The following is a 23,679-nucleotide window of genomic DNA, read 5'->3' on the forward strand; positions in this document are numbered from 1 at the left end:
TGCGGTCCTCGTTTCCCTGTACTGACCGCCTCGTTGAGCTGAACGAGTGACTCCGAGGGGTGGGTAGATGCGGCAGGACTGGGAGCCGGAAGACCTGATCGAGGTCTGGACGCTGCTTGAAGACGACATGAAGAAGGTGCGAAACAAATCCGGTGCAACCCGGTTGGGCTTCGCACTGTTGCTCAAGTTCTTCGAGGTGGAGGCCCGGTTCCCGGAGTCGCCCAGGGAGATGCCCGCGGCGGCGGTTGAGTACGTGGCCCAGCAGGTGAAGGTTCCCGCCGGTGCGTGGGCGGACTACGACTGGCAGGGCGACCGAATCAAGCGGCACCGCAAGGAGATCCGTGAGGCGTACGGATTTCGGGCGAACACCGAGGAGGACCAAGTGCGGCTGGCCGAGTGGCTGGCCGCTGAGCTGTGCCCGGTGGAGCTGTCGCGGGAGCGACTGGCGGCGGCGGTGGTGGCCCGGTGCCGTAACGACCACATCGAGCCGCCGGCCCCGGGGCGGGTCGGGCGGCTGGTGGGTAAGGCCGTCAAGGACTTCGAGGCCCGGTTCTGCCGCAGCAGGGTGGAACGGATGTCGCACGCGACACGCTCACGCCTGGAGGACCTGGTCGCCGGCAGCGAGGACGACACGGGCGAAGGCGGGGAGAGTGAGGGTGCGGTCTCGGGCGGCGGTCGGTCGCACTTCGCCGAGCTGAAGGCCGACCCGGGGGCGCCAGGGTTGGAGAGCCTGCTGGCGGAGGTGAACAAGCTCCAGCGGGTGCGGCGGCTGGAGTTGCCCGCGGACCTGTTCGCGGACGTGTCGGAGAAGCTGGTGGACGCGTGGCGGGCGCGGGCGTCGAAGGAGTACCCGGCGAACCTGGAACGGATGAAGCCTCCAAGGCGGCTGACACTGCTGGCCGCGCTGTGCCATGTGCGGCAGACGGAGATCACCGACTCGCTGGTGGACTTGTTCATCCAGCTCGTGCTGAAGATCAACACGAGGGCGGAACGGAAGGTCGACAAGGAGCTGAACGCTGAGCTGAAGAAGATCCGGGGCAAGGAAGGCATGCTGCTGCGGGTCGCGGAGGCGGCGCTGTCCGAGCCGTCGGGCACGGTGCGGCGGGTGATCTACCCGGTGGTCGGCGGGGAGAGGACGCTGAAGGCGCTGGCGGCGGAGGCCGCGGCGAACGAGGCCCGCTACAAGGCCCGGGTCCGCACGGTGCTGCGCTCCTCGTACTCAGCCCACTGGCGGCGGATGCTCTCGCCGCTGCTGGGGGCGCTGGAGCTGAAGTGCAACAACACCTCGTACCGGCCGGTGATGGACGCGATCGACTTGCTCCAGCGCTACCTGGACCAGCCTCTGAAAGAGGGTGCGTTCTTCGATCCGGCGGAGAGCGTGCCGCTGGCGGGGGTGGTGCCCGAGCACTGGCGGGTGGCGGTGGTGGATGACAAGGGCCGCATCGAGCGCGTCCCGTACGAGCTGTGCGTGCTGGTCGCTTTGCGGGATGCGGTGCGGCGCCGGGAGATTTGGGTGGTGGGGGCGAACCGGTGGCGTAACCCGGAGGACGACCTGCCGGCGGACTTTGAGGACAACCGGGACGTGCACTACGCCGCGCTGAGGCAGCCGCAGGACGCCGGGGAGTTCATCGCCGCCCTCCAGGGCAAGCTCCGCACCTCGCTGGATCGCTTCGACCGCGCCCTGGCGGAGGGCACGACGGGTGGGGTGGCGATCGTCAAGAAGCACGGTGAGCCGTGGATTCGGGTCTCGCCGCGGGGCAAGCAGGAGGAGCCCGAGTCCCTGGTGGCGATCAAGGGCGAGATCGAGCGGCGCTGGGGCACCATCGACCTGCTGGACATCCTGAAGTACGCCGAGTTCGACACCGACTTCATCTCCGAGTTCACCTCGGTCGCCACAAGAGAGAACCTGTCCAAGGACGTGCTGCGGCGCCGCCTGCTGCTGGTCCTGTTCGGGCTGGGCACGAACATGGGGATCAAACGGGTCGCGGTGACCGGCAAACACGGCGAGAGCGAGGCGACGCTGCGCCGGGTGCGGCACCTATTCGTCAACCGCGCCAACATGCGCGCGGCACTGCGGAAGCTCGTCAACGCCACCTTCGCCGTCCGGGATGAGATGTGGTGGGGCACCGGCACCGCGTGCGCCTCCGACAGTCGCAAGTTCGGCGCCTGGTCCTCGAACCTGATGACTGAGTGGCACCAGCGCTACCGGGGCCCCGGCGTGATGATCTACTGGCACGTCGAGCGGAAATCCGTCTGCATCTACTCCCAGCTCAAGTCCTGTTCGGCCTCCGAGGTCGCCTCGATGATCGAGGGCGTACTGCGGCACTGCACTGACATGGACGTCGACCGGCAGTACACCGACACGCACGGCGCCTCCATCGTCGGGTTCGCCTTCGCGCACATGCTCGACTTCAAGCTGATGCCGAGGCTGAAGAACATTGGCTCCGCGAAGCTGTACCGGCCGGCGGCCGGTCAGGACGACCAGTGGCCGAACCTGGGCCCGGTGCTCTCCACCAAGACCATCGACTGGGACCTGATCGCCCAGCAGTACGACCAGATCGTGAAGTACACCACGGCCCTGCGCCTTGGCACCGCCGAGGCCGAGCAGGTCCTGCGCCGGTTCACCCGCGGCGGCCCCAAGCACCCGACGTACCGGGCGATCGAGGAGTTGGGCAGGGCGGTGCGTACCTCGTTCGTCTGCGACTACCTCGCCGATGTCGAGATGCGCCAGGAGATCCACGAAGGGTTGCAGGTGGTGGAGAACTGGAACTCCGCGAACAAGGACCTCTTCTACGGCAAGGACGGCGACCTGGCCGGTTCGGACAAGGAGTCCCAGGAGGTCAGCATGCTCGCGCTGCACCTCCTCCAGTCCGCTCTGGTGCACGTCAACACGCTGCTGATGCAGGAGGTCCTGGCCGACCCGAAGTGGGCGGACAAACTCACCGACGCGGACCGCCGGGCGCTGTCGCCGCTGTTCTGGACCCATGTGAATCCCTACGGCCGGTTCGAGCTGGACATGAACAGCCGTCTCGATCAGGACCTGTCCATCCGGGCGACGGTGCCCGGCCCGCGCACTCCGCACGGGGAGGCGGCAAGCATCCCGGTGTGACGCTCCGGGCCTGGCCGGAGTCGTGGTGAAGGCGAGTTGCCCAGAACGCTTCACCGTCCTGGGCAACGTCGTGAGCGGCGGCAGGGCTGTGCGAGGAGCGGACCAGGAAACCGGTGTAGCTTTCATACGCGCTCAGCCGGGCAGTGCAACGAGCCCCGTCTCATAGGCGGTGATCACGAGCTGAACCCGGTCCCGGGCGTCCAGTTTGGTGAGCAGGCGGGACACGTGCGATTTGGCGGTGGCCACCGTGATGAACAGGTCCTCCGCGATCTCGGTGTTCGACCGGCCGCGCCCGACCAGGGTCAGGACCTCCCGTTCCCGCTCGGTGATGCCCTCGACTGGCCGTGGGGAGCGCGCCGGTGCGCTCGCGGGGCGACCGGCGAACTCGGCGATCAGGCGGCGCGTGACGCCGGGCGCGATCAACGCGTCGCCGGCGGCGACCACGCGGACCGCCGCGAGGATCTCGTCGAGCGCCATGTCCTTGACCACGAAGCCGCTCGCTCCGGCCCGCAGCGCGCCGTAGACGTGGTCGTCCTCGTCGAAGGTGGTCAGGACGAGGACGCGAGAGGCCGCCGGTCCGGCGGTGATCAGGCGCGTGGCCTCGATCCCGTCCATGCCCGGCATCCGAATGTCCATCACCACGACGTCGGGGTCGATCTCCCCGGCCAGCCGGACCGCTTCCGCGCCGGTGGAAGCCTCGCCGACGACCTCCAGGTCGGGGTGGTGGGCCATGAGCATGCGCAGCCCGGACCGCACCAGCGGCTGGTCGTCGACGAGCAGGACGCGTACGGGACCCCCGCTCATCGGGCCTCCACCGCAACTCCGACGGGCTGCGGCAGTGGGAGTCGTGCCGCCACCCGGAATCCGCCCTCGGGACGCGGCCCGGCGCTGAAGCGGCCGTGGAGCAGGGCGACCCGCTCGCGCATGCCCACGATGCCGAAGCCGTGGGCCGCGTCGTCCCCGGCACCGCCGCCGTGCCCGTTGTCGACGATCTCCACCGACAGTTCCTCGTCCCCGTAGTCGACGGTCACGCGGCACCCCCCGGTGCCCGCGTGGCGGACCACATTGGTCAGCGCCTCCTGGACGATACGGTAGGCCGACAGGTCGATGTCGGCCGGAAGCGGGCGCTGTTGTCCGCTGCGCCGCAGTTCGACCCGTACGCCGGCGTCGGCCGTGGCCGCCGCCAGCCGTTCGAGGTCCGCGAGGCCGGGCGATGGCGCGAGCGCGGCCCGCCCCGAGGCCCCCGTGTCCGGATCGGCCTGACGGAGCGCCGCCACTGTGCGCCGAAGACCCGACAGGGCCTCCCTGCTGGTCACTTCGATGGCACACAGCGCCTCGCGGGCCTCCTCGGGGTGGGTTTGGACCACCCGGCTCCCCGCCCCCGCCTGAATCGCGATGATGCCGATGCTGTGAGCGACCATGTCGTGCAGCTCCCGGGCGATCCGAAGCCGTTCGGCGACGACCGCCTCGGACACCTCCCGTGTGCGCAACGCCACCGCGTGCTCGCGGCGTTCGCGGCTCAACTGGCCGGCGGTGCAGGCCGCGGCCATCGCCAGGACGGTGATCACCACGTTGCCGATCATGTCGCTCCCGTGCGTGAACCCGCCGATCATCAGGAACTGGACGAGGAACGATCCGGCCGCGGCGAGGACCGAAGCCCGCCGCGCGAGCGTGGCGACGACGAACCCGAGGAAGAGGTCCGCCGACAGATACGCCAGGAACAGGCTCGGGTACGCGTCCGAGAGGTCCGCGGGGGCGCCCGCCAGAACGACGGAGGATCCGAGCAGCGCCAGGAGCAGGGTCAGGAGCGGCGCGCGGCGCAGGACGCCGACGAGCAGGGTCGCGGCGAGCATCGCCCCGAGGCCGTGGACCGTGCCCGAAGCCAGCGGCGCACCTCCGATGAGCAGACCCACCGCGAGGAAGTACAAGACGCCCCCCGCCCAGGCCGCGAGGTGCGAGGGCGGCGGGGCGGTCGGTATGTCGCTCATCCCGGGAGGCTATCCAGCCGCCACCCCTGCGGCATCGTCCCGTGGGCTTACGCCCCCGGGCGAACCCGGCCCGGCGATGGTCGCCCACGGCCCCATGACCGGACGGGGGTCCTCCCGGGAGTGTTGCTCCCGTGATCGAAGTCAACGAACTCACCAAGCGCTACGGCGCCAAGACCGCCGTCGACCACCTCTCCTTCACCGTGCGGCCGGGCCATGTCACCGGATTCCTCGGCCCCAACGGAGCCGGCAAGACCACCACGCTGCGGCTGCTGCTCGGGCTCGACGCGCCCACCGGCGGCTCCGCCACCGTCAGCGGGGTCGCCTTCCGCAGCCACGCCCGCGGACTGCGGCACGTCGGCGCGCTCCTCGACGCCGGCCGGGTCCACGGCGGACGCACCGCCGCGGCCCACTTGTCCGCCCTGGCCCGCAGCAACGGGATCTCCCCACGCCGCGTGGACGCAGTGCTGTCCGAAGTGGGACTGGCCGAGGCGGCGAACCGCCGCATCGGCGGCTTCTCGCTCGGCATGAAGCAGCGGCTCGGGATCGCCACTGCCCTGCTCGGCGACCCGCCCGTGCTGATGTTCGACGAGCCCGTCAACGGGATGGACCCGGAAGGGGTGCTCTGGATGCGCCGCCTCTTCCGGCGCCTCGCGGCCGAGGGCCGCACGGTCTTCCTCTCCAGCCACCTCATGTCGGAGATGGAGAACACCGCCGACCGGCTCGTCGTCATCGGCCGGGGCCGGCTCATCGCCGACGAGTCGGTAGGGGACTTCGCGGCCCGCGGCGCCGGCCTCGGCGTCGTGGTGGGCACGCGGCAGGCCGCCGAGCTGGCCGCCGTACTGACCGCCGCGGGCGCGTCGGTCGACCCGGAGGGAGCGCGGGGCACCGAGAGGCTCGCCGTGACTGGGCTGCCCGCCGAGCGGATCGCGGCGCTCGCCTTCGAGCACCGGATCCTGCTGACCGAGCTGACCACCCGAACCGCCTCGCTGGAGGAGGCCTTCATGGAACTCACCGCCGAAAGCGTCGAATACCAGGCAGGACAGCTCCGATGACCTCACTCACCTCCGCCTCCGCCTCGGTCGCGTCCCCCGCCGAGCCGCCCGCCCGGTTCCGCGACCTGCTCGCCTCCGAGTGGATCAAGATGCGGTCCCTGCGCTCCACCCCGTGGACCCTCGCACTCACCACCCTCTTCGTCATCGGATCCGCCGCGGTCTCGGCCCTGGCGGAGAACGACGACCTGCGACGGATGAGCGCGGCCGCGCGGACCAATGAGGGATTTCACGTGTTCGCCGCGTTCCCCCCGGCCGGCTACATGACGCTGATGCTCGTCGCGGGGAGCATCAGCGCCCTCACCGTCGTGAGCGACTACAGCAGCGGCCTGATCGCCACCACCACCGTGGCCGTCCCCGCCCGCGGGGCGGTGACGGCGGCCAAGGCGGTCGTCACCGCCGCGCTCTGGACCGCGCTCGGCACGGTCGTCTCCGCCGGTTCCTTCCTAGTGTCCCAAGCCATCCTGAGCGAAGAGCGGGCCGGGGTCCCGCTCAGCCATCCCGGAGTGCTTCGCGCGCTGATCGCGTCGGCCCTCTTGGCCCCGGTCTGCGCCCTGGTCGGCCTCGGCTTCGGAGCTCTGATCAGGCACAGCGCCGCCACCATGGTCACCACGGCCTTCGTCCTGGTGATGCTGCCGCCGATCTTCTCGCAGAGCGTGCGCTGGTCCGCCGCTGTGAACCACGCGATGCCGGCCGCGGCTTGGCGGCGCCTGGTGCAGACCTGGGAACCGGATCCCCACTCGCTCGGCTACGACGCCACCGTCCCCGGCTCCTGGGCCGTGTACGTCCTCTGGCCGCTGCTCGCGGTCGTCCTCGCGGTGGTCCTCGTACGACGCCGCGACGTGTGAACGTGTCTCCGAGACGCACATATCGCGCCCCGGAGACACAGGGGCAAGGCCCCCGAAGCTTGTCGCAGCCTCGATGAACGTCTCTCAGAAACGACCCTTTACCCGAGCAAGATCAAAAAAGGGCCGGACGAAGGCCATCAAGAAGCGGATCGACTCTCAGAACCCGTTCGCACGCAAAGGTGTCAGGAGGAGGGTTCTGAGACTTGCGTTGTGCGAAAATCCGGGTGCATGACGGGCCTTCAAGAATCCTCCGCCGGACCTGAGTCCGAAGCCGATCTCGTCGAGCGCCATCCGTGCCCGAAGTGCAAGGCCGCCCCCGGCTCACCGTGCCGCTCGCGCAGCGGGGCAGTCACGAGCGCCTACCACACCGGCCGCTTCACCAAGGTGCCGAAGCTGGCGAAGGAGCTGCGGGTGCCGACCCCGGCCAACCGAGGGCCGGGGCAGCCCTGGCGGCCCGGCAAGTCGGTACCCGCAGCCGTCGATCCCAGTCTGCTGAGCGCGGACATCCGCATCGGTTATGCCCGTTGCTCGCACCTCAGCCAGGAGCTCGACTCGCAGCTGGACGCCCTCGCCAAACACGGCATCAGCAGCGACAAGATTTTCAGCGAGTAGATCAGCACCCGGATCAAGGTCCGCCCGCAGTTCGAGGAGGCGCTGAGGACCGCCCGGGAGGTCAAGGCGCATGCCCCGCATTGCCGGGTCATCTTCACCGTGTTCGAGATGAAAAGGCTCGGACGGGACGCGGCAGAGCTCACCGCCCTCGCAGACCATCTGACCGAGCACGGCCTGGTGCTGGAGATGCTCGCCGGGCCGCTGCCCGGCATCTACGACCCCACCGGCCCCGGCAAGCTGCTGTTCGGCTTCTTCGCCGCAAATGGCAGAGACAGAGCGGGAGAACATCCGCGAAGCGAAGCTGGAAGGGCTGGAGACCGCGGCCCGCAAGGGCAAGTACGGCGGCCGGCCCCCGGTCATCACCGACGACATGCTGCACACCGTGCTGCGGCGCAAGGCGCTCGGCGAGTCCGTCGAGCAGATCCAGCCCGACCTGATCATCCCCACCGGCAAGCGCAAGGGACAGAACCCCTCGGCCGCGAGCATCTACCGGGCACTCGCCGACCACGAGAAGACCCAGGCGTACCCGGAGGCAGTCGAGACGGCACACGCCGACTTCGCCGCCCTTCAGCAGCGTGACCGCAGCCCCGTGTAGTCACTCAGCGCTACATGTCCGTTCGCCGTAGCTATACGAGAACAGGGCCGTCGAGGGCATCTCCCGACGGGCAGTCAGCTGCCATGCTGAGTAGCTGAACTGCCCGTCCGATGGTGAGAACACGCTGCGATGAACTCCGGGGAGGGCTCCACGCTGAGTTGGTCCCGAAGGAGCCGAACAAACATCCGGTAGTGGCGTATGGCCTCACCAACGTTGTTCTCAGCGAGGTGCGCCGATATTACTGCGCGGTGCGCGCTCTCTCGCAGCGGCTCGATCCGCACGCTGGCGAGTGCCGCCTCGAGGGCGAGGGCATGCCGGCCCTGGCGCGCGAGTCCCTCGGCCAGCGTGTCCAACGCGTGCAGTCGTAGCTGGCGAATCCGCTCCCGCTCGAACAGGACCCACTCCTCGTCCCACCCAGGCAGCAGGTCTCCTCGGGTAAGCAGCTCGAGCGGCGGCGGGTCAAGGACTCCGCCGGAATTCACCACGTGAAGCGCAGTTTCCTCCAGCTTCCTCACGTCGACGCTCACCGCACAACAGAGGGACAGACACTCTCCGCTGCAGTCGATGACCGCCAGATCTCCGCGCGGAAAGCGCCACAATGTTGTCCGCAGGCTGCCCCGCGCGCGCTCCTCCGCAACCTCCGGCCATAGCGTGCCGGCAGCAACCGTGCGACTCGATCGACCTCGTAGGTACAGAAAAGCAACAAGTCGTTGTGCATTCAAGCACAATTCAACTTCCTCGCTGGAAAGCTCGAGGCCGAAACGACCGAGCAGTCGCAGGCGAGGACGGGTGGCGGGGTTACTCATCTGCCTTCTCGCAAGCCCTCATGCCGAAGCACTGGGTGGAGATGCACCAGGAATCTTTCCGCACGTGTGCTCAATCTCCTCACGGACCGGTTGCATCGGCACCGTTGTACCAGAAGAATTCTCTCTGTCCCTCATTACGGACGCAACTGCTGCCGGAACAAATCGAGGAACAGGTCCGATGCATCGCCCATACCCTTGAAACGACAAGTGCATTTGCCCTGACTCGAGGTTCAGCACCCCGCGTCGGTTTCCCTTGTCCAGACGGACCCGGCTCAGGCCCTGGGCGGAGTGGGCTGGTCGGCGGTGTCCGGACAGCCCCGTTCACCGGGCTTTCCCCTATTCCCGTGCAGGCCGACCACCGGCCGTGCACTACCCCGCAACGCGTCCGACTGCCGACTACCCTGCACGGCCGGGGCACCCGTCACGTGAGCAGGTGGATGTCCATCGCGGTCATGACCCAGTCGATCGGATTGGCGAAGGTGTGCCCTGATGCCACCGAACCCGCGAAGAGCAGGCCCACGGGGTTGCGGTTCTGGTCGCTGGTCCAGATGACCGAACCGGAGTCGCCCCGGTCGCTGAACTGGTAGGCGGGGTTGCGGATCGAGATCTGACGGTCGAAGAAGGCCAGTTGGCCCCCGTAATTGATCTGGCCGCTCCACGATGTGGATTCGACGGCCCCGTACGTCAGCTGGGTGGTGCGGCCGGTCTTGCCGACCGGCAGGCCGAAGGAGGCGGCGCGGGTCACGTTGTTGATCCGGAAGTACTGCGGTACGCCGCCGGACAGGTAGACCAGCTCCCGGCGTACACGATCCGGGAAGCACCACCCGAGGGCTGCATCGACGTAGTTCGGCTTGCCGGACGTATTGATCACGCCGAACTTCTCCAGGATGCCGACCTGGTCGTTCGGAAAGCTGCCGCCGTCGTACTTGCCCGGCTGGATGATGCCGTCCCCGATCGTGGAGTTGTTCACCCGGGCCAGTACGTGGTTGTTGCTCAGGCAGAGCACCTTGTTCGCGGCGGGTCCGCTGCGGCCGAAAGCGAGGCAACCCAGGGTTCCCGCGGCGATGTCCTGGTAGTGGTGCACGGATATCCCGCCCGGTGCGGGCCGGTCCCGGAAACGGTGCGCGAACGCGTCGATGATCCCGCTGTGGATCACTCGGAGCGGCGTCTCGCGTGCGTCCCGCACGCCCATCGAGTCCACCAGTACGGTACGTACCTCGGCCACGGTCATCGGCTCCGCGACGTACACGTGCAGCACCTGCTGGCCAGGCTCGCCCTCGCTGTCCCGCTCGGCCGGCCCGATGGAGACGCCCTGGACGTTGCCCGCGCCGGAGAGGCTCTGGGCAGAGAACGGACCGCCGGCCCCGACGGTCCGCTCCCGTATCAAGTCGGCGACGGCCTCCCTCGTCTCCTTTACGCCCGACGCCACGCCGGCGTCCTCCGGCGCCTGCTGCGACAGGCTGTCGGCGGACGGCTCGAAGGTGATCCCCGCGGCCTCTCCGGAGGTGCCGTGCCCCTGCGGCCCGCCCTCGTCGGGAGTCAGGTAGTCCCTGCTCTCGTTGTCCTGGCTCGTCATGATGCACTCTCCCTCTCGAATCCCCGTCAAACGGTAGGAAATCCCCTATTCGACGCTACGCACCAGGTGTCATCCGGGCGTCATCTCGCCGTCACAGAGGCCCCGTTCAGACGTGCGGGATAGCCGGCTGAAGAGGACGATGGAACCGAGGGCTGGGCACTCTCCGGTGAAGGCGCCCAGGTTCCCGCGAATCCTGGCGGCCGATTCCCGGAAGGGGATGGTGAGCCGTGAACAGGCCACGACACCAGGCGGGACGGCAAGACGAGAGCAAGGGCCGCCGGCCCGCCCACCGGGTGCGGCTCCCCGGCTTCGTCGACGACGAGATCGGACTCGGAGACGTGGTGAAGCATGCGACCCGGACGCTCGGTGTCATGCCCTGCGGCGGCTGTGAGTCCCGTGCCCGCAGGTTGAACCAGTGGATGACCCTGTCGGGTCGAGGCGAGGCCAAAGGGTGAGACCGAGCGCTCTCGGCATATCGGAGTGAAGGAGCAACCCATGGGTTCCGAGGACATCAGGGCAGACACCAAGGACCGGTCGCCGGGTTCGCCGACCGCAGGACAGTGCCACTGCGGGGCGGAACGCGGCGCGGCGGATGTGCACCCGCGCGGAGCGCCCTCGTTCGTCTACGTGATGGGCCAGGTCGACTTCCGCTTCCCTAACCCAGGCGTCGAGCAAGAACTCGCTCAGAGCATGAGCCGTACCGACACCACACGGATGACGGACCGTGAAGCACTCAGCGAAGTCCTCAACCGTCCGGAGAACCGCTACCTGGCGCGGCAGCTCTGCTACGTGCTCACCATCCAGGGGGTGGACACCTACGTCCTGCTACCGCGCGACCCGTCGGACATCGGCCTCCTGGCCGAAGCCGTACGCCCCGCCCACCAGGCGACGGCGATCGACGTGGTCATCGGTGTGCGCGGAGGAGACGCGCCGCCTGGCCTGTGCCCCGGGCTGGCCCTGCCCGTGGTGAGCGTCGACCAGATCTACTCCGCCGACGTGTCCGATCTGCTGTCCGCCATCGAACGGCCCGCATCCATGGATGTCGAGCAGTTCGACCGGTCCTCCGAGGACCTGCTGAGGTCGGTCATGAGGGTTTCGGGAAATGTGGGTGCCACGGACGAGGACCGGTGCTTGAACTTCCTCATGGGGCGCTATTCAACAATTTATCGGAAAGCCTTCGAACGATCGATGGAAGACTATTCGTTGACATCGATAGACGTCCGGCCTTCCAGGGTCAGTGGCCGCCGTCGGATCATGAACGTCATCTTCACCTTCTCCAGCCGCACCACGGACGACGTGGAGAAGTACTTCGTTCCGGTCGACGCCACCTTCCAATTCCTCTACCGCACGGGCGGGTACATGCGTTACTACGACCAGGGCTGAAGCCCGTTTCGGAAGGAGAAGTCCGTGAAGGCGAAAGTGCCAGGATTCCGCGACAACCTGCCGGACTGCGGAGGCGGAAAGGATTACCCCAGCGGCTGGGCCGAGGCCTACTGCCCGTGGGAGTGCGAGACCATGTGCCGCATCTCCTGCAGGGACGAGTCAAACCCTGCGCGGTGTGAGAAGAAGTGCGGTGAGGAATGCATGAACGAGTGCCTCTTCGTCCCGTGCTGCAATAGGTACTCGCTCTGCGACGACGGGTGGGAAATGCAGAGGGAGGAGTGCCAGTACTCCTACTACTCGGGCGTCGCCTCCGCCGTGTGGGTGGCAACGGGCAACATGTGCTGAACCCCGCCGATGCGGCCGGGCCCCCGCTCACCAGCGGTGAGCGACGACCGGCAGTCGGCCGTGCGCCCGTAGATGCACGTATTCGTGAACGTCGTTCAGCCGACCGGCGACGGCCGTGCGCTGGCAGCGAGGATGTCGCCCTCTACGGCTGCCCCGGGCCGCTGGCAGCTGCCGGGCGGGTCTGTGGAGCCTCCCCAGGACGGGGCGGTGCTGGACGAATCGGCACTGGCCGGTCAGGCCGCGCGAGAGCTTGCCGAGGAGTTGGGGAGCAGCGCGGCTGCCAAGGATCTGAGGTTGTGGGTCGTCACCCGCGGCGAGAACGGCAGTGTCGAACCTGACCTACCTTGCCCCTGCACTTCCTGAGGCGGCATTGCGCGCCGCCTTCGCCGCTGCCGCGGGAGCCGAGCGTGCACAGGGCCGTGAACCCGAACTCGACGACATCGCCCTGGTGCGATCCCCGGACGGACTGGCCGCTCTGACGGGCCCGCACGCGGACCACCTGAAACCGGTCGTTCACCGCTTCACCGGGTGCCGCTGAGGTCAGGCGCCGGCGAGGAAGCCGCGTCCGCGTTAGTCGAGATCGGCCACGCACCGCAGGCCACGGGCCCGGAAGCGTGCGAGGTCACCGCGCATACGGGAGACCGCCTTACAGGTGCGGACGGAGCGGACGCCGTCCATGTGGTCGATGGCCCGGTGCCAGGTGACGCACGCCTGCTCGATGCTGCCGCGTTTGAGGTGCATCTCCGCGCCCGCGACCAGGTCCAGGGCGACGATCCGCGCGTAGGTGTCCGCGGGACGGGCCCGTGGCGGCCAGCGCGTACTGCTCGGCGGCGGCCCGGTGGTCTCCTAGGGTCTCGTGGACCTGGGCGGTGCGGGAGTACACCGACGCGGCCGGGCCCCAGGCCAGCGCCCAGAACGGCATTTCGTCGCCGGGGGCACCGGTCAGCAGGGTGCGGGCGTGTCCGGCCTCGGCCAAGGCCGGCACGGCGCTTGCCGCTTTTGGCCGTGCCGGTCATCTTCCACGGCCACAACAACCTGGGCCTGGCCGTGGCGAACAGCGCGAACCCCATGAGCTCCAACACCAGAAGCTCCATTCGACGGCATCGGTCACAGCGTGAACGTGTCCAGGTACGACACCCGCTGGATCACTCCCCGGTCACCGCTCCGGATGTCCTCGACCTCCTGTACGAGCAGGCGCAGAGGCCGGGCCGGCGGGGCTACCGGCAGGTTCAGCGTCCCGGTCCAGCTGGCGAAGGGGCCCGTCACTCCCGTCTGGGGCAGGGTGACCATGGCGGCCGAGGAGCTTCCCACCGTTACCCACTGAGCGGGATCGTCGATGGACGACACGCCTCGATGCTGCACCCCGGCGGTCATCCTGGTCGTGATGTTTCCCTGGCCGGGCGGTGGCACGGGGCCGGTTACCGTCACGGTCGCCGTCCTGTCGACGACGCTCACCGATGCCTGCCGACGGGCGGGAATCTGGACGAACCCGGCGTCCACCCCAGCAGAGAGCCGCAGGTCCTGCGGGGTGCGCAGCGCGTGCTGTTGCAGCCGTGCGACCCTGAGCCGCACGAACGGCTGGTAGACGTTCTGGGCCTGGAACCGCAGGTCGGCGTACCACAGTTGCCGTCCCTCGTCGTACTTCACGGGGTAGCCCATCGCGTGGCCCGGGAGCACCGTTTCGTCGACGGCACCAAGCAGGTCGGCGGGGCGTGGGTAGCCGATCACCGGCGCGGATCCCGGCTGCCGGATGGGGTCACGCCCCCACATGGTGGCCCACTTCTCGGATCCGGAGCCGGGTTGTTCGTTCGGCCCGAGAACGCGCACGGCCAGCATCTCTCCTTCTCCCGAAGCGTGCCAGGGCCTTTGCAGGTAGACCCGGACACATCCGTCCAGGCGCGTGCTGGTCCTCGCCCCCCCGCTCGTGCCGCTTTCCCACTGGAATGCGGGCACCACCGAGTGGACGGCGGGCGCCGGAGGCCGGTCGGCCGAGGGCACGTGCAGTGTGACGGCCGCGCCCGCCCGCGTCACCGGTGGCTCGGTGTACGAGACCTCGACGGTGGCCCCGTCGGGGATCCCGCTTCCGCTGGTGCGTGAGACTTTGCCTCCGACGTCATCTACGGTGAAGTCGCGTTCGAAGGTGTACGTCGGGCCCGGATCGGCCGGGGTACGGGCGGTCGTGAGCGGGTCGACGGCGGCGCGTACGACGACCGTGCCCGGGACGAAGGAGCTCGCCACCGCCACGGGCCCCGTACCGGTGAGCCGTACCTTGCGCCGCTGCGTGAAGTAGGAGACGAAGCGCGAGGTGCCGACGGGGGTGAAGCGCACGGCACGGTGCCGTGTGTCGCCCACGTCATGGCGGGCCCGGAACGGTACCGTCGCGGTGACGGCCGTCGCCGACCCGTCGCTCTCCCCGACGACCGCCGGACGGTGCTCGCCATCGGAACGGACTCCCTCCTCGCCCTGGTGGAGGATCGCCCGTCCGCGCGACTGGCTCGGCTTGTTCTGCGTCACGTCGTCGACGTACTCGGTCCAGGTGGCTTCGGCGTGTACGGACAACGTCGTCGGCTCGTGGATGGTCACCGCTTGGTCGTCCAGGACGTACGCGGTCTCTCCGGGGGCACGTTCGACCTTCGCCCGCCCGAGGACCGGCCCGGTGACGGGGCAGCGGACCGCGTGGATCAGCCGGAGTTCCGCCGAGGGCGTCAGCTGTGCGAGCTGACCGGTGGCGGCCCTGGCGCGCGTCTCGTCGAGCACATCGGACGGCTGATCCTGGAACTCGGTGAACCACTGCCACAGCCCGAGCAGGTCCTCGTCGCCGGGGCTCAGCATGCTGCTGAGCAGTGTCGTCAGGTTCGCTCCCGGACCCAGCGTCACCCGGATCGTCCGGGCCGCGAGATCAACGACCGGAACCGGCGGGGTACCGCTCATCCCACCCGGCACGAGTACGAGCCGCAGCGGGAGCCGCTCGTGCCATCCGCCGCCTTGGGGCCAGGCCGCGAGGAGCTCGGGCATCCCCGGCAGATCGTGCAGCACGACTCCCCTACACAGGGGGTCGGGGGGCCAGGGCAGGGCCATCCTGTCCGAGTCCACGTAGGGGGTGCCCCCGGCGCCCGGGTCGGCCTGGCCCTGGACCGCCCCGCCGTCCAGGCGACTGAGCAGGTCGTGCACCGCCGGGTTCAGTCTGTTCTGCCCGGTCACGTCCAGTACCCCGTGGCGCTCAAGCATCTGTACGGCGGCCTTCGGAGCCAGCAGATGGCGGTCACACGTCGGGCCGGGTGCCGGGGCGACCGCGTTCGCGTTGTCGGTCCGCACGACCAGCACGGTCAGTGACTCACCCGGGGTGACGGGGCGTCGGGGTACGAGGACGGGTGCGGGAACCGGTTCGTAGCGCGAATAGCGCAGCGGAGGTGTCGCCGGCTCGCCGGCGGTCGGCTGGGCCTTGAAGGGGAGGCTGCGGCCCGCCAGGTCAACCAGCCGGGCGCGGAAGCGGTAGGAGCGGCCGTACCGCAGGGACGGCAGTGTGCCGTCGGCGGGCTCGACGACCGACGAGAAGGGGAGGGAAGGGTTGAGTGCGGGGCCCGGATCCTGGAGCTGCTGGCCGGGGTTCAGCATCTTGCCGGGGAGTTCGACCACCGAGCTCCAGCCGCCCCAGCGGATCAAGGACTGGTGCAGCCGGTTGACGGGGCGTCCCTGGCGGTCCTCCCCTCGATGCAGGGCGTCGGCGACCGTGCCCTCGTCGTCGATCGGCAGGGGGCCCGTGTGTCCTCTGACGGTGTAGTGGCCGGTCCGCCGGCACAAGGGGTACCAGCGGCCGGACTCCACGTCGAAGACGTCGACCCGGTAGCCCTGCTGCACGTTGTCCGCGTGCAGCGTGATGGCGTCGCCGGGCTTCTGCGCCGTCTGGAGGTCCGTGTCCAGGGCCGAGGCCTGTTTCAAATTCTCGCGGAAGGTGACCTGCCGGTCCGCCTCGGCGACGAAGATGCCGTCGGAGCGCAGGGCGGGTGCCCGCAACTCCGGGACTTCCCCGTCCCTGGGGAGCCCGGCAAGCATGTCGGCGTACGACTGGAAGGCGAGGGCAGCGGAGTCGACGTCGACGTCGTGGACGGTGTACTTCGCCGTGTCGTCGAGAGGGAGGAGCAGGGCGCCGGCCGTGCCATTGCGGCGCCCCAGGACAAGTCGGCCCTGCCGCACGACGCACTGCGTGAAGGGCTGGTCGACCCGGACGAAAGGGTGGTCCAGCGGCACGGCCTGGATGCTGACGGCGCCGTTCAGCGACGCGGGCAGCGGGACTGTCACCCGGCGTACCAGGCCAAGCCGTTCCATCAGCCCGGGATGGTCGGCGAGCGCCGCGAGCAGACCGTGGAAGTCCGTGTCCGGCAGTTGCAGTGCGCCCGCGGCCTGCGCTTCTCCAGCAGCCTGTTCCGCGTCGGCCTGTTCCCCGTCGGCCTGTGGATGGGCGAACGGCTCATGGAAGTCGGCCACGCGCGTCCATCCGTACGGATCCAGACCGAAGTCGTCGGCCACCACGCCCTGCTGTGTCAGCGTGGTGTACGCGTCGGCAGCCCGGTGCCCGTCGGTCCCACCGACGAGGCGTACGAGACGATCGACCGCCGCCCACCCGTCCTGGTGGCCCCCGGGCTGCTCGTCGCTGGACGGATCAGCCAGGTGGCCTTCGGCGTCGGCGAACAGCCGTCCGTACTCCTCGCGCAGAGAGTCCGCAACAAGGTGGAGGGGATAGGACTGCAGTGGGTCGGTCGCCACGCTGTGGTCGAACACGCACGGCTTGACCTGGGTAGTGGCGAAGAGCTTCGACCAGAGCGTCGGATCCGGGACGGCCTCGATCGTGGCCTGTGAGGTCGAGGAGCCGTCCGGTGTGCGGAACCTGACGCTCAGTTTGAACGGGAACTGCGGCCACTTATGTACAAGGGGGAAGCGGGACAGGGGCAGCAGGCCTGTGCCCGTCTCGTCGCTGGACAGCTGTAGGCCGAACACGAGTGAAAGGTGTGCGAGTCCGTCGGCCACCTGCGCCGCCGAGGGGTCCGGCAGCAACGTCCACACCACTGTCTCTCTGTTCATGCGTCCTCCATTGTGGCGAAGGCAGCGCACCTCTCCTGCCAGGGTTGTGCCGTGGGGAAGGCCTGGGCGTACGTCGGGTCGTCACCGCCCGCGAAGGTACGCTCCAGCTTCATCGTCACCGACTCGGAGAAGAACGCGACGCGGACCCGGACGGTCACCGAAGCCCAGCCGTAGAGCGTCTTGGGTGAGCGGAATTCAAGGGCGAGGTAGAACTCGACGGAGATGTTGACGATGCCGAGGATGTCGAGTTCCCCGAAGGCCCGGAGGAAGCCCCTGATCCGGGAGGCGTCGTTCCTGAGCTCGATGTAGACGCCAGCGGTGATGCTCACCGCGCCACTGGCGACACCGAGGTTCAGGGCGGCTGCGGCACCGAACTCCACTTGGCCCTCCAGGGCGACCACCTTGCCGGTCTCGACGGTGAGCGACAGGAAGCCGCCACCGCCGAAGAGCGAGACGGTGACGAGGAACGGCTGCTGCCGCGAGGACACCGCGAAGGTCGCTCGTACCGGGTCCCCGTTGAACGGCAGTCGGACCGAGGCCGACAGGGCGAGGTTCTGCAGCATGAACACACCCATGCCGACAGTGGGGAGGCCGAGGCTGTAGCCGACGTCTATCCCGCCGGTGTCGACGTTGATCCGCGGTCCGTTCGCGACCGACGGCAGGTACTGGCGCAACCGGTTGAGGAACTCCAGGTCCCCGCTGAACCCCACGGCCCCGACTTTGACGTCGAGGGAGGGCGAGGCCCCGGGCCTGCTTGTGAACGAGACACGCTGGAACCGGACGTCGAGGATGTTGGCGAACGACAGGCTGAAGGAGCGGAGCTCGCCGCGTACCTCCGTCCGGGGTTCACCTCCGCCGATGCTCATGACCGTGGTGCGGCGCATGTCCAACGCCGTCTCGGCCGTCGACACGAGCGGGCCGAACGTGCCCGTCCTCAGCTTGGGGTGCCAGGTGAGTGTGGTCTCCACTGCGTCGGGTGGCTTCCCCTGCTGCCTCCGCACCTTGGTCAGCATCCGGGGAACGTCCTCACCGTCGCCTGCGCCCGCCGGGGGGATGCTGACGTCGGGCACCAGCCTGGTCAGGTCGATGAAGCCCAGGAGCCGCGTCGGGACCGCCGTCGGCTGCGGCGGCGGAGTGAAGTAGCTGCTCGGGGCGAAGGTGCCGCCCTTGAACTTCTCCAGGTCCCCGCCCACCAGGCCCGTGGCGCTCGACAGGCCCGAGACCGGCAGGTCGAGTTTGGCGACCCCACCGGATTCGGTCACGGGGGGTGCGAGGGGTACCGGCGTCTGCAGCCGGGCATAGACCTGTCTGGCGGCCGCCAGGCCCTGCGCGACGTACTGCTTGTCCAGCTCCAGCGTGCGGGCGGCCGATCCGAGGCTGTCGGCACGGGAGGTCGCGTCGCGTGCGACGAGACCGGCCAGAGCGGGAATCCGCGCCCCCACCGCCAGCAGGGTGGGGTGCGCGGCAAGCCGCCCGGCCTCCTCCAGTGCGGTCTGCGAGGCACTCGAAGGCTCCGCTCCGATGCGCAACGCCGCCACGTCAACCGTGGTCGACTCCGGGGCTGAGCCGGTCGCCGGTGCCAGCTCCAGCCGACCCGTGGCGGGAAGCTCCATGTTCTTCGCCTGCGCGTTGAAGGCGGTCAACGCCTGAGACAGGTCGCCGTGCGCCTTGTCACCCTTGACGAAGACGAGTGGTGCCGTGAAGGAGACCACGTGCCCGCGCCGGTCCTCGGCGGTCAGGTTGAACCGCAGTCGCCCGTCGGTGCCCCCCGGTCCCTGCACCCAAAACCCGACGTCCGTGAGCGTGTCGCCGGTCGCGGTGACGTCGACGGCATGGGGATCGTTCAGCCGCACCTTGGTGAAGGGGAAGGCACGGCCCTGATGGGGAAGCGGGGCGACCCCGTCGTACGTGAGCTCCGGCAGCAGGACCGTCAGGACACTCGACCGCACCAGCCCCTGGTCCAGCCGTCGTTCGGTCTGTGTGTCGATCTGCACCGGGAAGCCGAAGGGCAGCAGATAGCCGCGCTGCACCACCTTCACCACGGAGTCACGGCCGCCGACGGACTGGTGACGGTAGCCGGTGACGCCGACACTGGGCAGGCCCTGCCAGTTGCCCGTGAGGTCGACCCGCGCGCCGAGGGCACTGAACGTGAGGTCCTTCGCCAGCGCGGGACGCCGCCTCATCGCGGCGCCGACGTCGCGTCTCTGCGCCGGCGACAGCGAGCTCGTGAAGCCTTCGTCGGAGGCCACGATCTCCGCCGGCTTGACGGGCACCGGCAGCCGGGACGGGGCCCGGGCCGGGTCGGACGGGCTCGGCTCCTGGGCGAGGCGCGTGTGCCAGATCCCGGTCGCCCCCGCGGGCCCGCTCACCGGCTCCGCGGCGTGCAGCCATGTCACCCCGTTCATCGTCTCCGGCGTGAGGACGAGCCCCCAGATACACTCGAGGCGCGCCCCGGAGGGCGCCAGCCCGGCCCAGCCGAGCAGGCCCGCGGCAGTGAGCGGGACCGTCGCTCCCGGGGCCACCCGGAACGACAACTCACTCGGGCCGGACAGCCACACCTGTTTGACCGCGGCGGATGGGCTGCCGGACGGGGTGGCCTCCTCCAGCATCGCCTGCGGGGGCATACGGACGAAGATCGTGCCGGGCGTGGTGGCGGTCTTGGTCTTCAGACGCTGCTCCGAGCCCGAGCCGGTCCGCAGCAAACCGTTGAAGCGGAACTCGAGGACGACCATGTCCTCACGACGCAACAACGCGACGATGGTGTTGTCCATATCCAGGTCGATCGCGGCAGCCGCGTCCAGGTCCTCGATCGTCGCGTAGCCGGAGGCACTCAGCCCCACGGCGACGGGAAGGTCGGCCTGCGGAAATTCCTGCTCGATGTCTTCGTGACCGGTCATCGCCCGATCTCCTCAACTCGACACGCCGCACACAGCACGATGCTTCAAGGCTAGGAGTGGGGCGTCATCGAACCATCAACGTGCACGGCACGGTGCATGCGCTGCAGCGACGGGCGGAGCAGGTGGTTCGACGTCCTCGCTCCGGGTGAGCGTGGACGTGAGGGCGGCGAAGTGGCCCATCAGGCGGTCGCGCGTACGGAGGATCCGCCCCGCTCGGCTGGGACGACCCCAACGGCATGGGCGCCATGTTCTTCGCCGTGCTCGGCGTCGCCGGCCAGATCGAGCGCAACTACATCCGGGAGAAGACCCTCGAAGGCCAGGTCATTGCCGCGTCCAAGGGCAACCATGGCGGACGCCCGAAGGTCATTGACGACGACATGCTCACCTTCGCCGTCGCGCTCAAGGACAAGGGCGTCCCCGTCCCTGAGATCGCCAAGAAGCTGACCATCAAGGTCGGGAAGGACGCGGGAAAGTCTCCGTCGGTCGCCTCGTCGTACCGGGCCCTCGCGGAAGCTGAGGCCGCAGCGGTGGACGACGGCGAGCTGACTTTGCTTGAGCCACTCGGTGAACGCGGCGTTCTGGTCCGCGCCACGGGTGATCACGACCTCACCGGAGGGGACGACGCATATTGCCCGGGACCCCGAAGCGTTCCGGGCAATGTCGTCTCCGCCCTGTCAAAACGTCTGACAGCAACACCGGTTTCCTGGTCCGTTCCTACTCGGACCCCCACCACCGTCGTACGGCGCGACGGGCGCGAGCCGCTCGGGCTGGGCAGTGCGATCAACCGGATGATGACCGAGCGCGGCATGGTCGCCCCGGCCGCCGGCGGGAGCGTCCTCGCGAGCTTCGACACCATCCTCGCGGCGGTCGTGCCCGAGCTCGCCGGGCGGGTCCAGGCCGTGGCCTTCGACGCGGGGACCGGCCGCCTGGACGTCGTCCCCGACGTCCCGGCCTGTGGTACGCAGCTGCGCTGGAGCGCGCCGAAGCTGGTCGCGGAGGCCAACGAGCGGGTGTCCGGCGCGAACGTCCGCGCCCTGCACGTCCTGACGCCCGCACCCGTGACGCCGGCCCCGCTACGGCAGCCGCCGAAGTGGCCCCGCGGCCGACCGCGCCCGTCGCGCCGGTGCAGCGGCGGACTCCGCCGGAGGGCTACCGCCGTGCGATCGAGGCGCACCGCCAGGCCGCGGTGCCGTCCCGGGTCGACCCGGGCATCGAGCAGGCGGTGGAGCGGCAGAACCAGGCGACGCGGGCGCTGTCCCAGCCGCGCGTTCCCCGAGCCGCCCGTGGTGCCGAACGATGCGCCCGCCCCGATCGACCAGGCCCGCGTCCAGCGTCGCCGCCAGGCCGCGATGACCGAGGCCGACGCGCTGCGTCGGGCCCGCGCCGAACGCGCTGGGGCGGTCCTTTCGGCACCTCGCCCCCGGCAGACGGCCGGTGAGGTGGCATGAGCCGGGCTCGTGACGGCGTGGGCACCGCTACCGTGAGCAGCGACTTCCTGGGAGGAACCGTGACTTCGCTTCCGCAGTTCACCGAGCTGGACCGGTTGACATCCGATGAGGTGGAGGCCCTGCGCGATCTGTTCTGCGCGTGCGCGGACCTGAGACACGAGCTCCGGAGCGCCAACACCCTCGGGCACCGCGTCGACCAGACGCTCAGCAACACGAACCGCTACACCGAGGGACAGCGGTTCACCCGTCACACCGGGGCGCTCCTGGAACTTGAGCAGGCCACCGTCGACTACCAGATCGCCGTCGAGAATCTGGCGTGGCAGCACGTCAGCGCCTGCGTGGTGCTTGCGACCGCGCTGCTGGACAGGCTGGCCGCCGATGCCCCCGGCTTTTCGGCAGAGGATCTGGAACAGCTGACTGCCGAGCCGTGGATGAGCACCCTGTGCGCCGTGCTCTCGCTGCCCGGAGAACGGTTGTTGCCCGGGTGCAGCGGCGGTCCGCTCGACCACTTTGAGCAGGACCGGAAGAAGATCCTCGCCCACGCGCAATCCCTCGGAGGATGGGACGTCGCAGACGGCGGCCTGGACCTTCTTCTGAGCGAGGCGAAGACCGGCGGGGCGTTCGGGGACATGGAGCCGTGGTTCGCCTGGGCTGACCACCTGGTCGGACAGGAGATTAGCCACCGCAGACAGAGCGGCGCATCCTAATCAACCGCGTTGGAAGCACCGACAGTTCGCGCCCTGCCGGGCGGCCGAAGCAGTGGCTACGCTGGCGCGCATGTCGAAGCGCGACCGCCAGCAGTTACTGAGGCTGAACTCGTGATGTCATAAGGGCTGACGGCTCGTCGCCTGTGCGGTATCACCGAAGACATGCGGTATCCACAAGGGGGCGGGCTGACCGCCGAACGGCAGCAGTTCCGCGAGGAGTTACGGCTGAAGGCCGCCGAGCGGTTCGCGCAGGGTGAGGCGAGCTCGGTGATCGCGAAGGACCTGCGGGTCAGCGTCCGCTCGGTGCAGCGGTGGCGGCGGACGTGGGATGAGGGTGGTCCGCGGGCTCTGCAGTCACAGGGTCCGGCGTCGCTGCCGAGGCTGAGCGAGAAGCAGTTCGCGCAGTTGGAGGTGGAGCTGGCCAAGGGGCCGGCCGCTCACGGCTGGGAGGACCAGCGCTGGACCCTGAGCCGGGTGAAGACGGTGATCGGTCGGCGCTTCCACCTGACCTACACGATCCAGGGCGTGCGCAAGCTCCTGGTGCGCAATGGCTGGTCCTGCCAGGTTCCGGCCCGACGGGCGGTCGAGCGGGACGACGAGGCGGTGGCCGGGTGGGTCAAGGCGGTGTGGCCCTGCGCGGAAGGCTCGCGGCGGCCCGTGGAGCCTGGCTCGTCTTCGAGGACGAAGCCGGATTCTCCATGACGCCGCCGCACGCGAAGACCTGGTCACAGCGCGGCCGGACCCCGGTGGTGCGGGTCCGCGGCCGTTCCCGCAGACGCATATCCATCGCCGCGCTGACCTGCTACAAGCCCGGCCACCGGTCGCGGCTGATCTACCGGCCACGCCGGGACGACGGTCAGCGCGACGGACGCAAAAGCTTCTCCTGGCGCGATTACCGGGACCTGCTGATCGCCGCCCACCAGCAGCTCGGGGGCCCGATCGTGCTCGTCTGGGACAACCTGAACGTCCACAAGGCCGCCGGCCTGCGGGAGTTCGCCGAAGCCCGGGACTGGCTGACCATCTACTACCTGCCGCCCTACGCACCCGATCTCAACCCCGTCGAAGGGATCTGGTCACTGCTGCGGCGTGGCTGGCTCTCCAACGTCGCCTTCAGCACCCCCGAACACCTCGTCCAGCGCATCCGACGCGGCCTACGGCACATCCAGTACCGCAGCGACCTCATAGACGGCTGCCTCGCCGAGACCGGCCTGACCATCAGACCCACCTGAGCGACCCA

19 protein-coding genes and 1 pseudogene are annotated in these 23,679 nt (G+C 69.2%); 13 read left to right on the forward strand and 7 right to left on the reverse strand.

The window, feature by feature from the left end:
- The first annotated feature begins 67 nt into the window (after positions 1 to 67).
- Positions 68 to 3,109 carry a Tn3 family transposase gene (locus AMK21_RS31705; protein WP_073882597.1) on the forward strand — a complete coding sequence of 1,014 codons (3,042 nt, stop codon included), beginning with the start codon at positions 68 to 70 and terminating at the stop codon, positions 3,107 to 3,109.
- Between the two features lie 132 nt (positions 3,110 to 3,241).
- Here the strand turns inward: AMK21_RS31705 and AMK21_RS31710 are convergent, their stop codons facing one another.
- Together AMK21_RS31710 and AMK21_RS31715 are read right to left on the reverse strand one after the other, a co-directional pair.
- Entirely contained in the window at positions 3,242 to 3,913 is a 672-nt protein-coding gene (locus AMK21_RS31710) for a response regulator (RefSeq protein ID WP_073882598.1), read from the reverse strand.
- Positions 3,910 to 5,097 (reverse strand): sensor histidine kinase, encoded by a 1,188-nt coding sequence (locus tag AMK21_RS31715; RefSeq protein WP_073882599.1) that lies wholly within the window; start codon positions 5,095 to 5,097, stop codon positions 3,910 to 3,912. The genes AMK21_RS31710 and AMK21_RS31715 overlap by 4 nt, the downstream gene beginning before the upstream one ends.
- 131 nt (positions 5,098 to 5,228) lie before the next feature.
- On the opposite strand from AMK21_RS31715, the gene AMK21_RS31720 reads away from it, so the two are divergent.
- The 5 genes and pseudogenes from AMK21_RS31720 (at position 5,229) to AMK21_RS36450 (ending at position 8,201) form a co-directional block, all read left to right on the forward strand.
- Positions 5,229 to 6,149, forward strand: coding sequence for an ATP-binding cassette domain-containing protein (locus tag AMK21_RS31720; RefSeq protein WP_073882600.1), 921 nt, complete (start codon positions 5,229 to 5,231; stop codon positions 6,147 to 6,149).
- Entirely contained in the window at positions 6,146 to 6,994 is an 849-nt protein-coding gene (locus AMK21_RS31725; RefSeq protein ID WP_073882601.1) for a hypothetical protein, read from the forward strand. Before AMK21_RS31720 ends, AMK21_RS31725 begins: the two co-directional genes overlap by 4 nt.
- Before the next feature lie 228 nt (positions 6,995 to 7,222).
- Complete coding sequence (locus AMK21_RS36440) at positions 7,223 to 7,606, forward strand: hypothetical protein (protein ID WP_234422101.1); 384 nt, start codon at positions 7,223 to 7,225, stop codon at positions 7,604 to 7,606.
- Between the two features lie 42 nt (positions 7,607 to 7,648).
- Positions 7,649 to 7,807: pseudogene (locus AMK21_RS36445) on the forward strand (recombinase family protein); the annotation flags it as partial.
- 61 nt (positions 7,808 to 7,868) lie between these two features.
- Positions 7,869 to 8,201 (forward strand): recombinase family protein, encoded by a 333-nt coding sequence (locus AMK21_RS36450; RefSeq protein WP_234422102.1) that lies wholly within the window; start codon positions 7,869 to 7,871, stop codon positions 8,199 to 8,201.
- Positions 8,202 to 8,275: 74 nt separating this feature from the next.
- Here AMK21_RS36450 and AMK21_RS31735 read toward each other — a convergent pair whose 3' ends face one another.
- Positions 8,276 to 9,007: an AfsR/SARP family transcriptional regulator gene (locus AMK21_RS31735; protein ID WP_073882602.1), complete on the reverse strand. Its 732-nt coding sequence runs from the start codon at positions 9,005 to 9,007 to the stop codon at positions 8,276 to 8,278.
- Between the two features lie 421 nt (positions 9,008 to 9,428).
- Positions 9,429 to 10,583, reverse strand: a complete 1,155-nt coding sequence (locus tag AMK21_RS31740; protein WP_073882603.1) for a hypothetical protein — start codon at positions 10,581 to 10,583, stop codon at positions 9,429 to 9,431.
- A 495-nt stretch (positions 10,584 to 11,078) separates the two neighbouring features.
- Between AMK21_RS31740 and AMK21_RS31750 the strand changes: the two genes are divergently transcribed.
- The 4 genes from AMK21_RS31750 (at position 11,079) to AMK21_RS35615 (ending at position 12,849) form a co-directional block, all read left to right on the forward strand.
- Complete coding sequence (locus AMK21_RS31750) at positions 11,079 to 11,966, forward strand: hypothetical protein (protein WP_199863319.1); 888 nt, start codon at positions 11,079 to 11,081, stop codon at positions 11,964 to 11,966.
- Positions 11,967 to 11,990: 24 nt separating this feature from the next.
- A complete protein-coding gene (locus AMK21_RS34970) occupies positions 11,991 to 12,311 on the forward strand; it encodes a hypothetical protein (protein WP_143194898.1) in 321 nt (106 codons plus the stop codon).
- Positions 12,312 to 12,443: 132 nt separating this feature from the next.
- Positions 12,444 to 12,674: an NUDIX hydrolase gene (locus AMK21_RS37240; protein WP_420712534.1), complete on the forward strand. Its 231-nt coding sequence runs from the start codon at positions 12,444 to 12,446 to the stop codon at positions 12,672 to 12,674.
- Positions 12,637 to 12,849, forward strand: a complete 213-nt coding sequence (locus tag AMK21_RS35615) for a hypothetical protein (RefSeq protein WP_199863324.1) — start codon at positions 12,637 to 12,639, stop codon at positions 12,847 to 12,849. Before AMK21_RS37240 ends, AMK21_RS35615 begins: the two co-directional genes overlap by 38 nt.
- Before the next feature lie 32 nt (positions 12,850 to 12,881).
- Here AMK21_RS35615 and AMK21_RS35620 read toward each other — a convergent pair whose 3' ends face one another.
- The 3 genes from AMK21_RS35620 to AMK21_RS36455 form a co-directional block, all read right to left on the reverse strand.
- The gene (locus tag AMK21_RS35620) at positions 12,882 to 13,052 is read right to left on the reverse strand and encodes a hypothetical protein (RefSeq protein WP_199863320.1); all 171 of its coding nucleotides are present in this window, start codon (positions 13,050 to 13,052) and stop codon (positions 12,882 to 12,884) included.
- Positions 13,053 to 13,418: 366 nt separating this feature from the next.
- Positions 13,419 to 17,390: a hypothetical protein gene (locus tag AMK21_RS31760; protein WP_073882605.1), complete on the reverse strand. Its 3,972-nt coding sequence runs from the start codon at positions 17,388 to 17,390 to the stop codon at positions 13,419 to 13,421.
- Entirely contained in the window at positions 17,387 to 20,287 is a 2,901-nt protein-coding gene (locus tag AMK21_RS36455) for a hypothetical protein (RefSeq protein WP_234422103.1), read from the reverse strand. Before AMK21_RS36455 ends, AMK21_RS31760 begins: the two co-directional genes overlap by 4 nt.
- A gap of 236 nt (positions 20,288 to 20,523) precedes the next feature.
- On the opposite strand from AMK21_RS36455, the gene AMK21_RS35625 reads away from it, so the two are divergent.
- The 3 genes from AMK21_RS35625 to AMK21_RS37245 all read left to right on the forward strand — a co-directional run bounded on the left by AMK21_RS35625 (position 20,524) and on the right by AMK21_RS37245 (position 23,671).
- On the forward strand, positions 20,524 to 21,735 hold the full coding sequence (locus AMK21_RS35625) for a DciA family protein (protein ID WP_234422104.1): 1,212 nt from the start codon (positions 20,524 to 20,526) through the stop codon (positions 21,733 to 21,735).
- A 32-nt stretch (positions 21,736 to 21,767) separates the two neighbouring features.
- Entirely contained in the window at positions 21,768 to 22,442 is a 675-nt protein-coding gene (locus AMK21_RS31780; protein WP_143194899.1) for a hypothetical protein, read from the forward strand.
- A gap of 162 nt (positions 22,443 to 22,604) precedes the next feature.
- A protein-coding gene (locus AMK21_RS37245) for an IS630 family transposase (RefSeq protein WP_420712533.1) occupies positions 22,605 to 23,671 on the forward strand; the annotation gives its coding sequence in 2 pieces (ribosomal slippage) (positions 22,605 to 23,048 and positions 23,051 to 23,671; 1,065 coding nt in all).
- The last annotated feature ends 8 nt before the right edge of the window (positions 23,672 to 23,679 follow it).

Origin of the sequence: Streptomyces sp. CB00316 (genome assembly GCF_001905595.1) — a bacterium.
Lineage (GTDB): Bacteria > Actinomycetota > Actinomycetes > Streptomycetales > Streptomycetaceae > Streptomyces.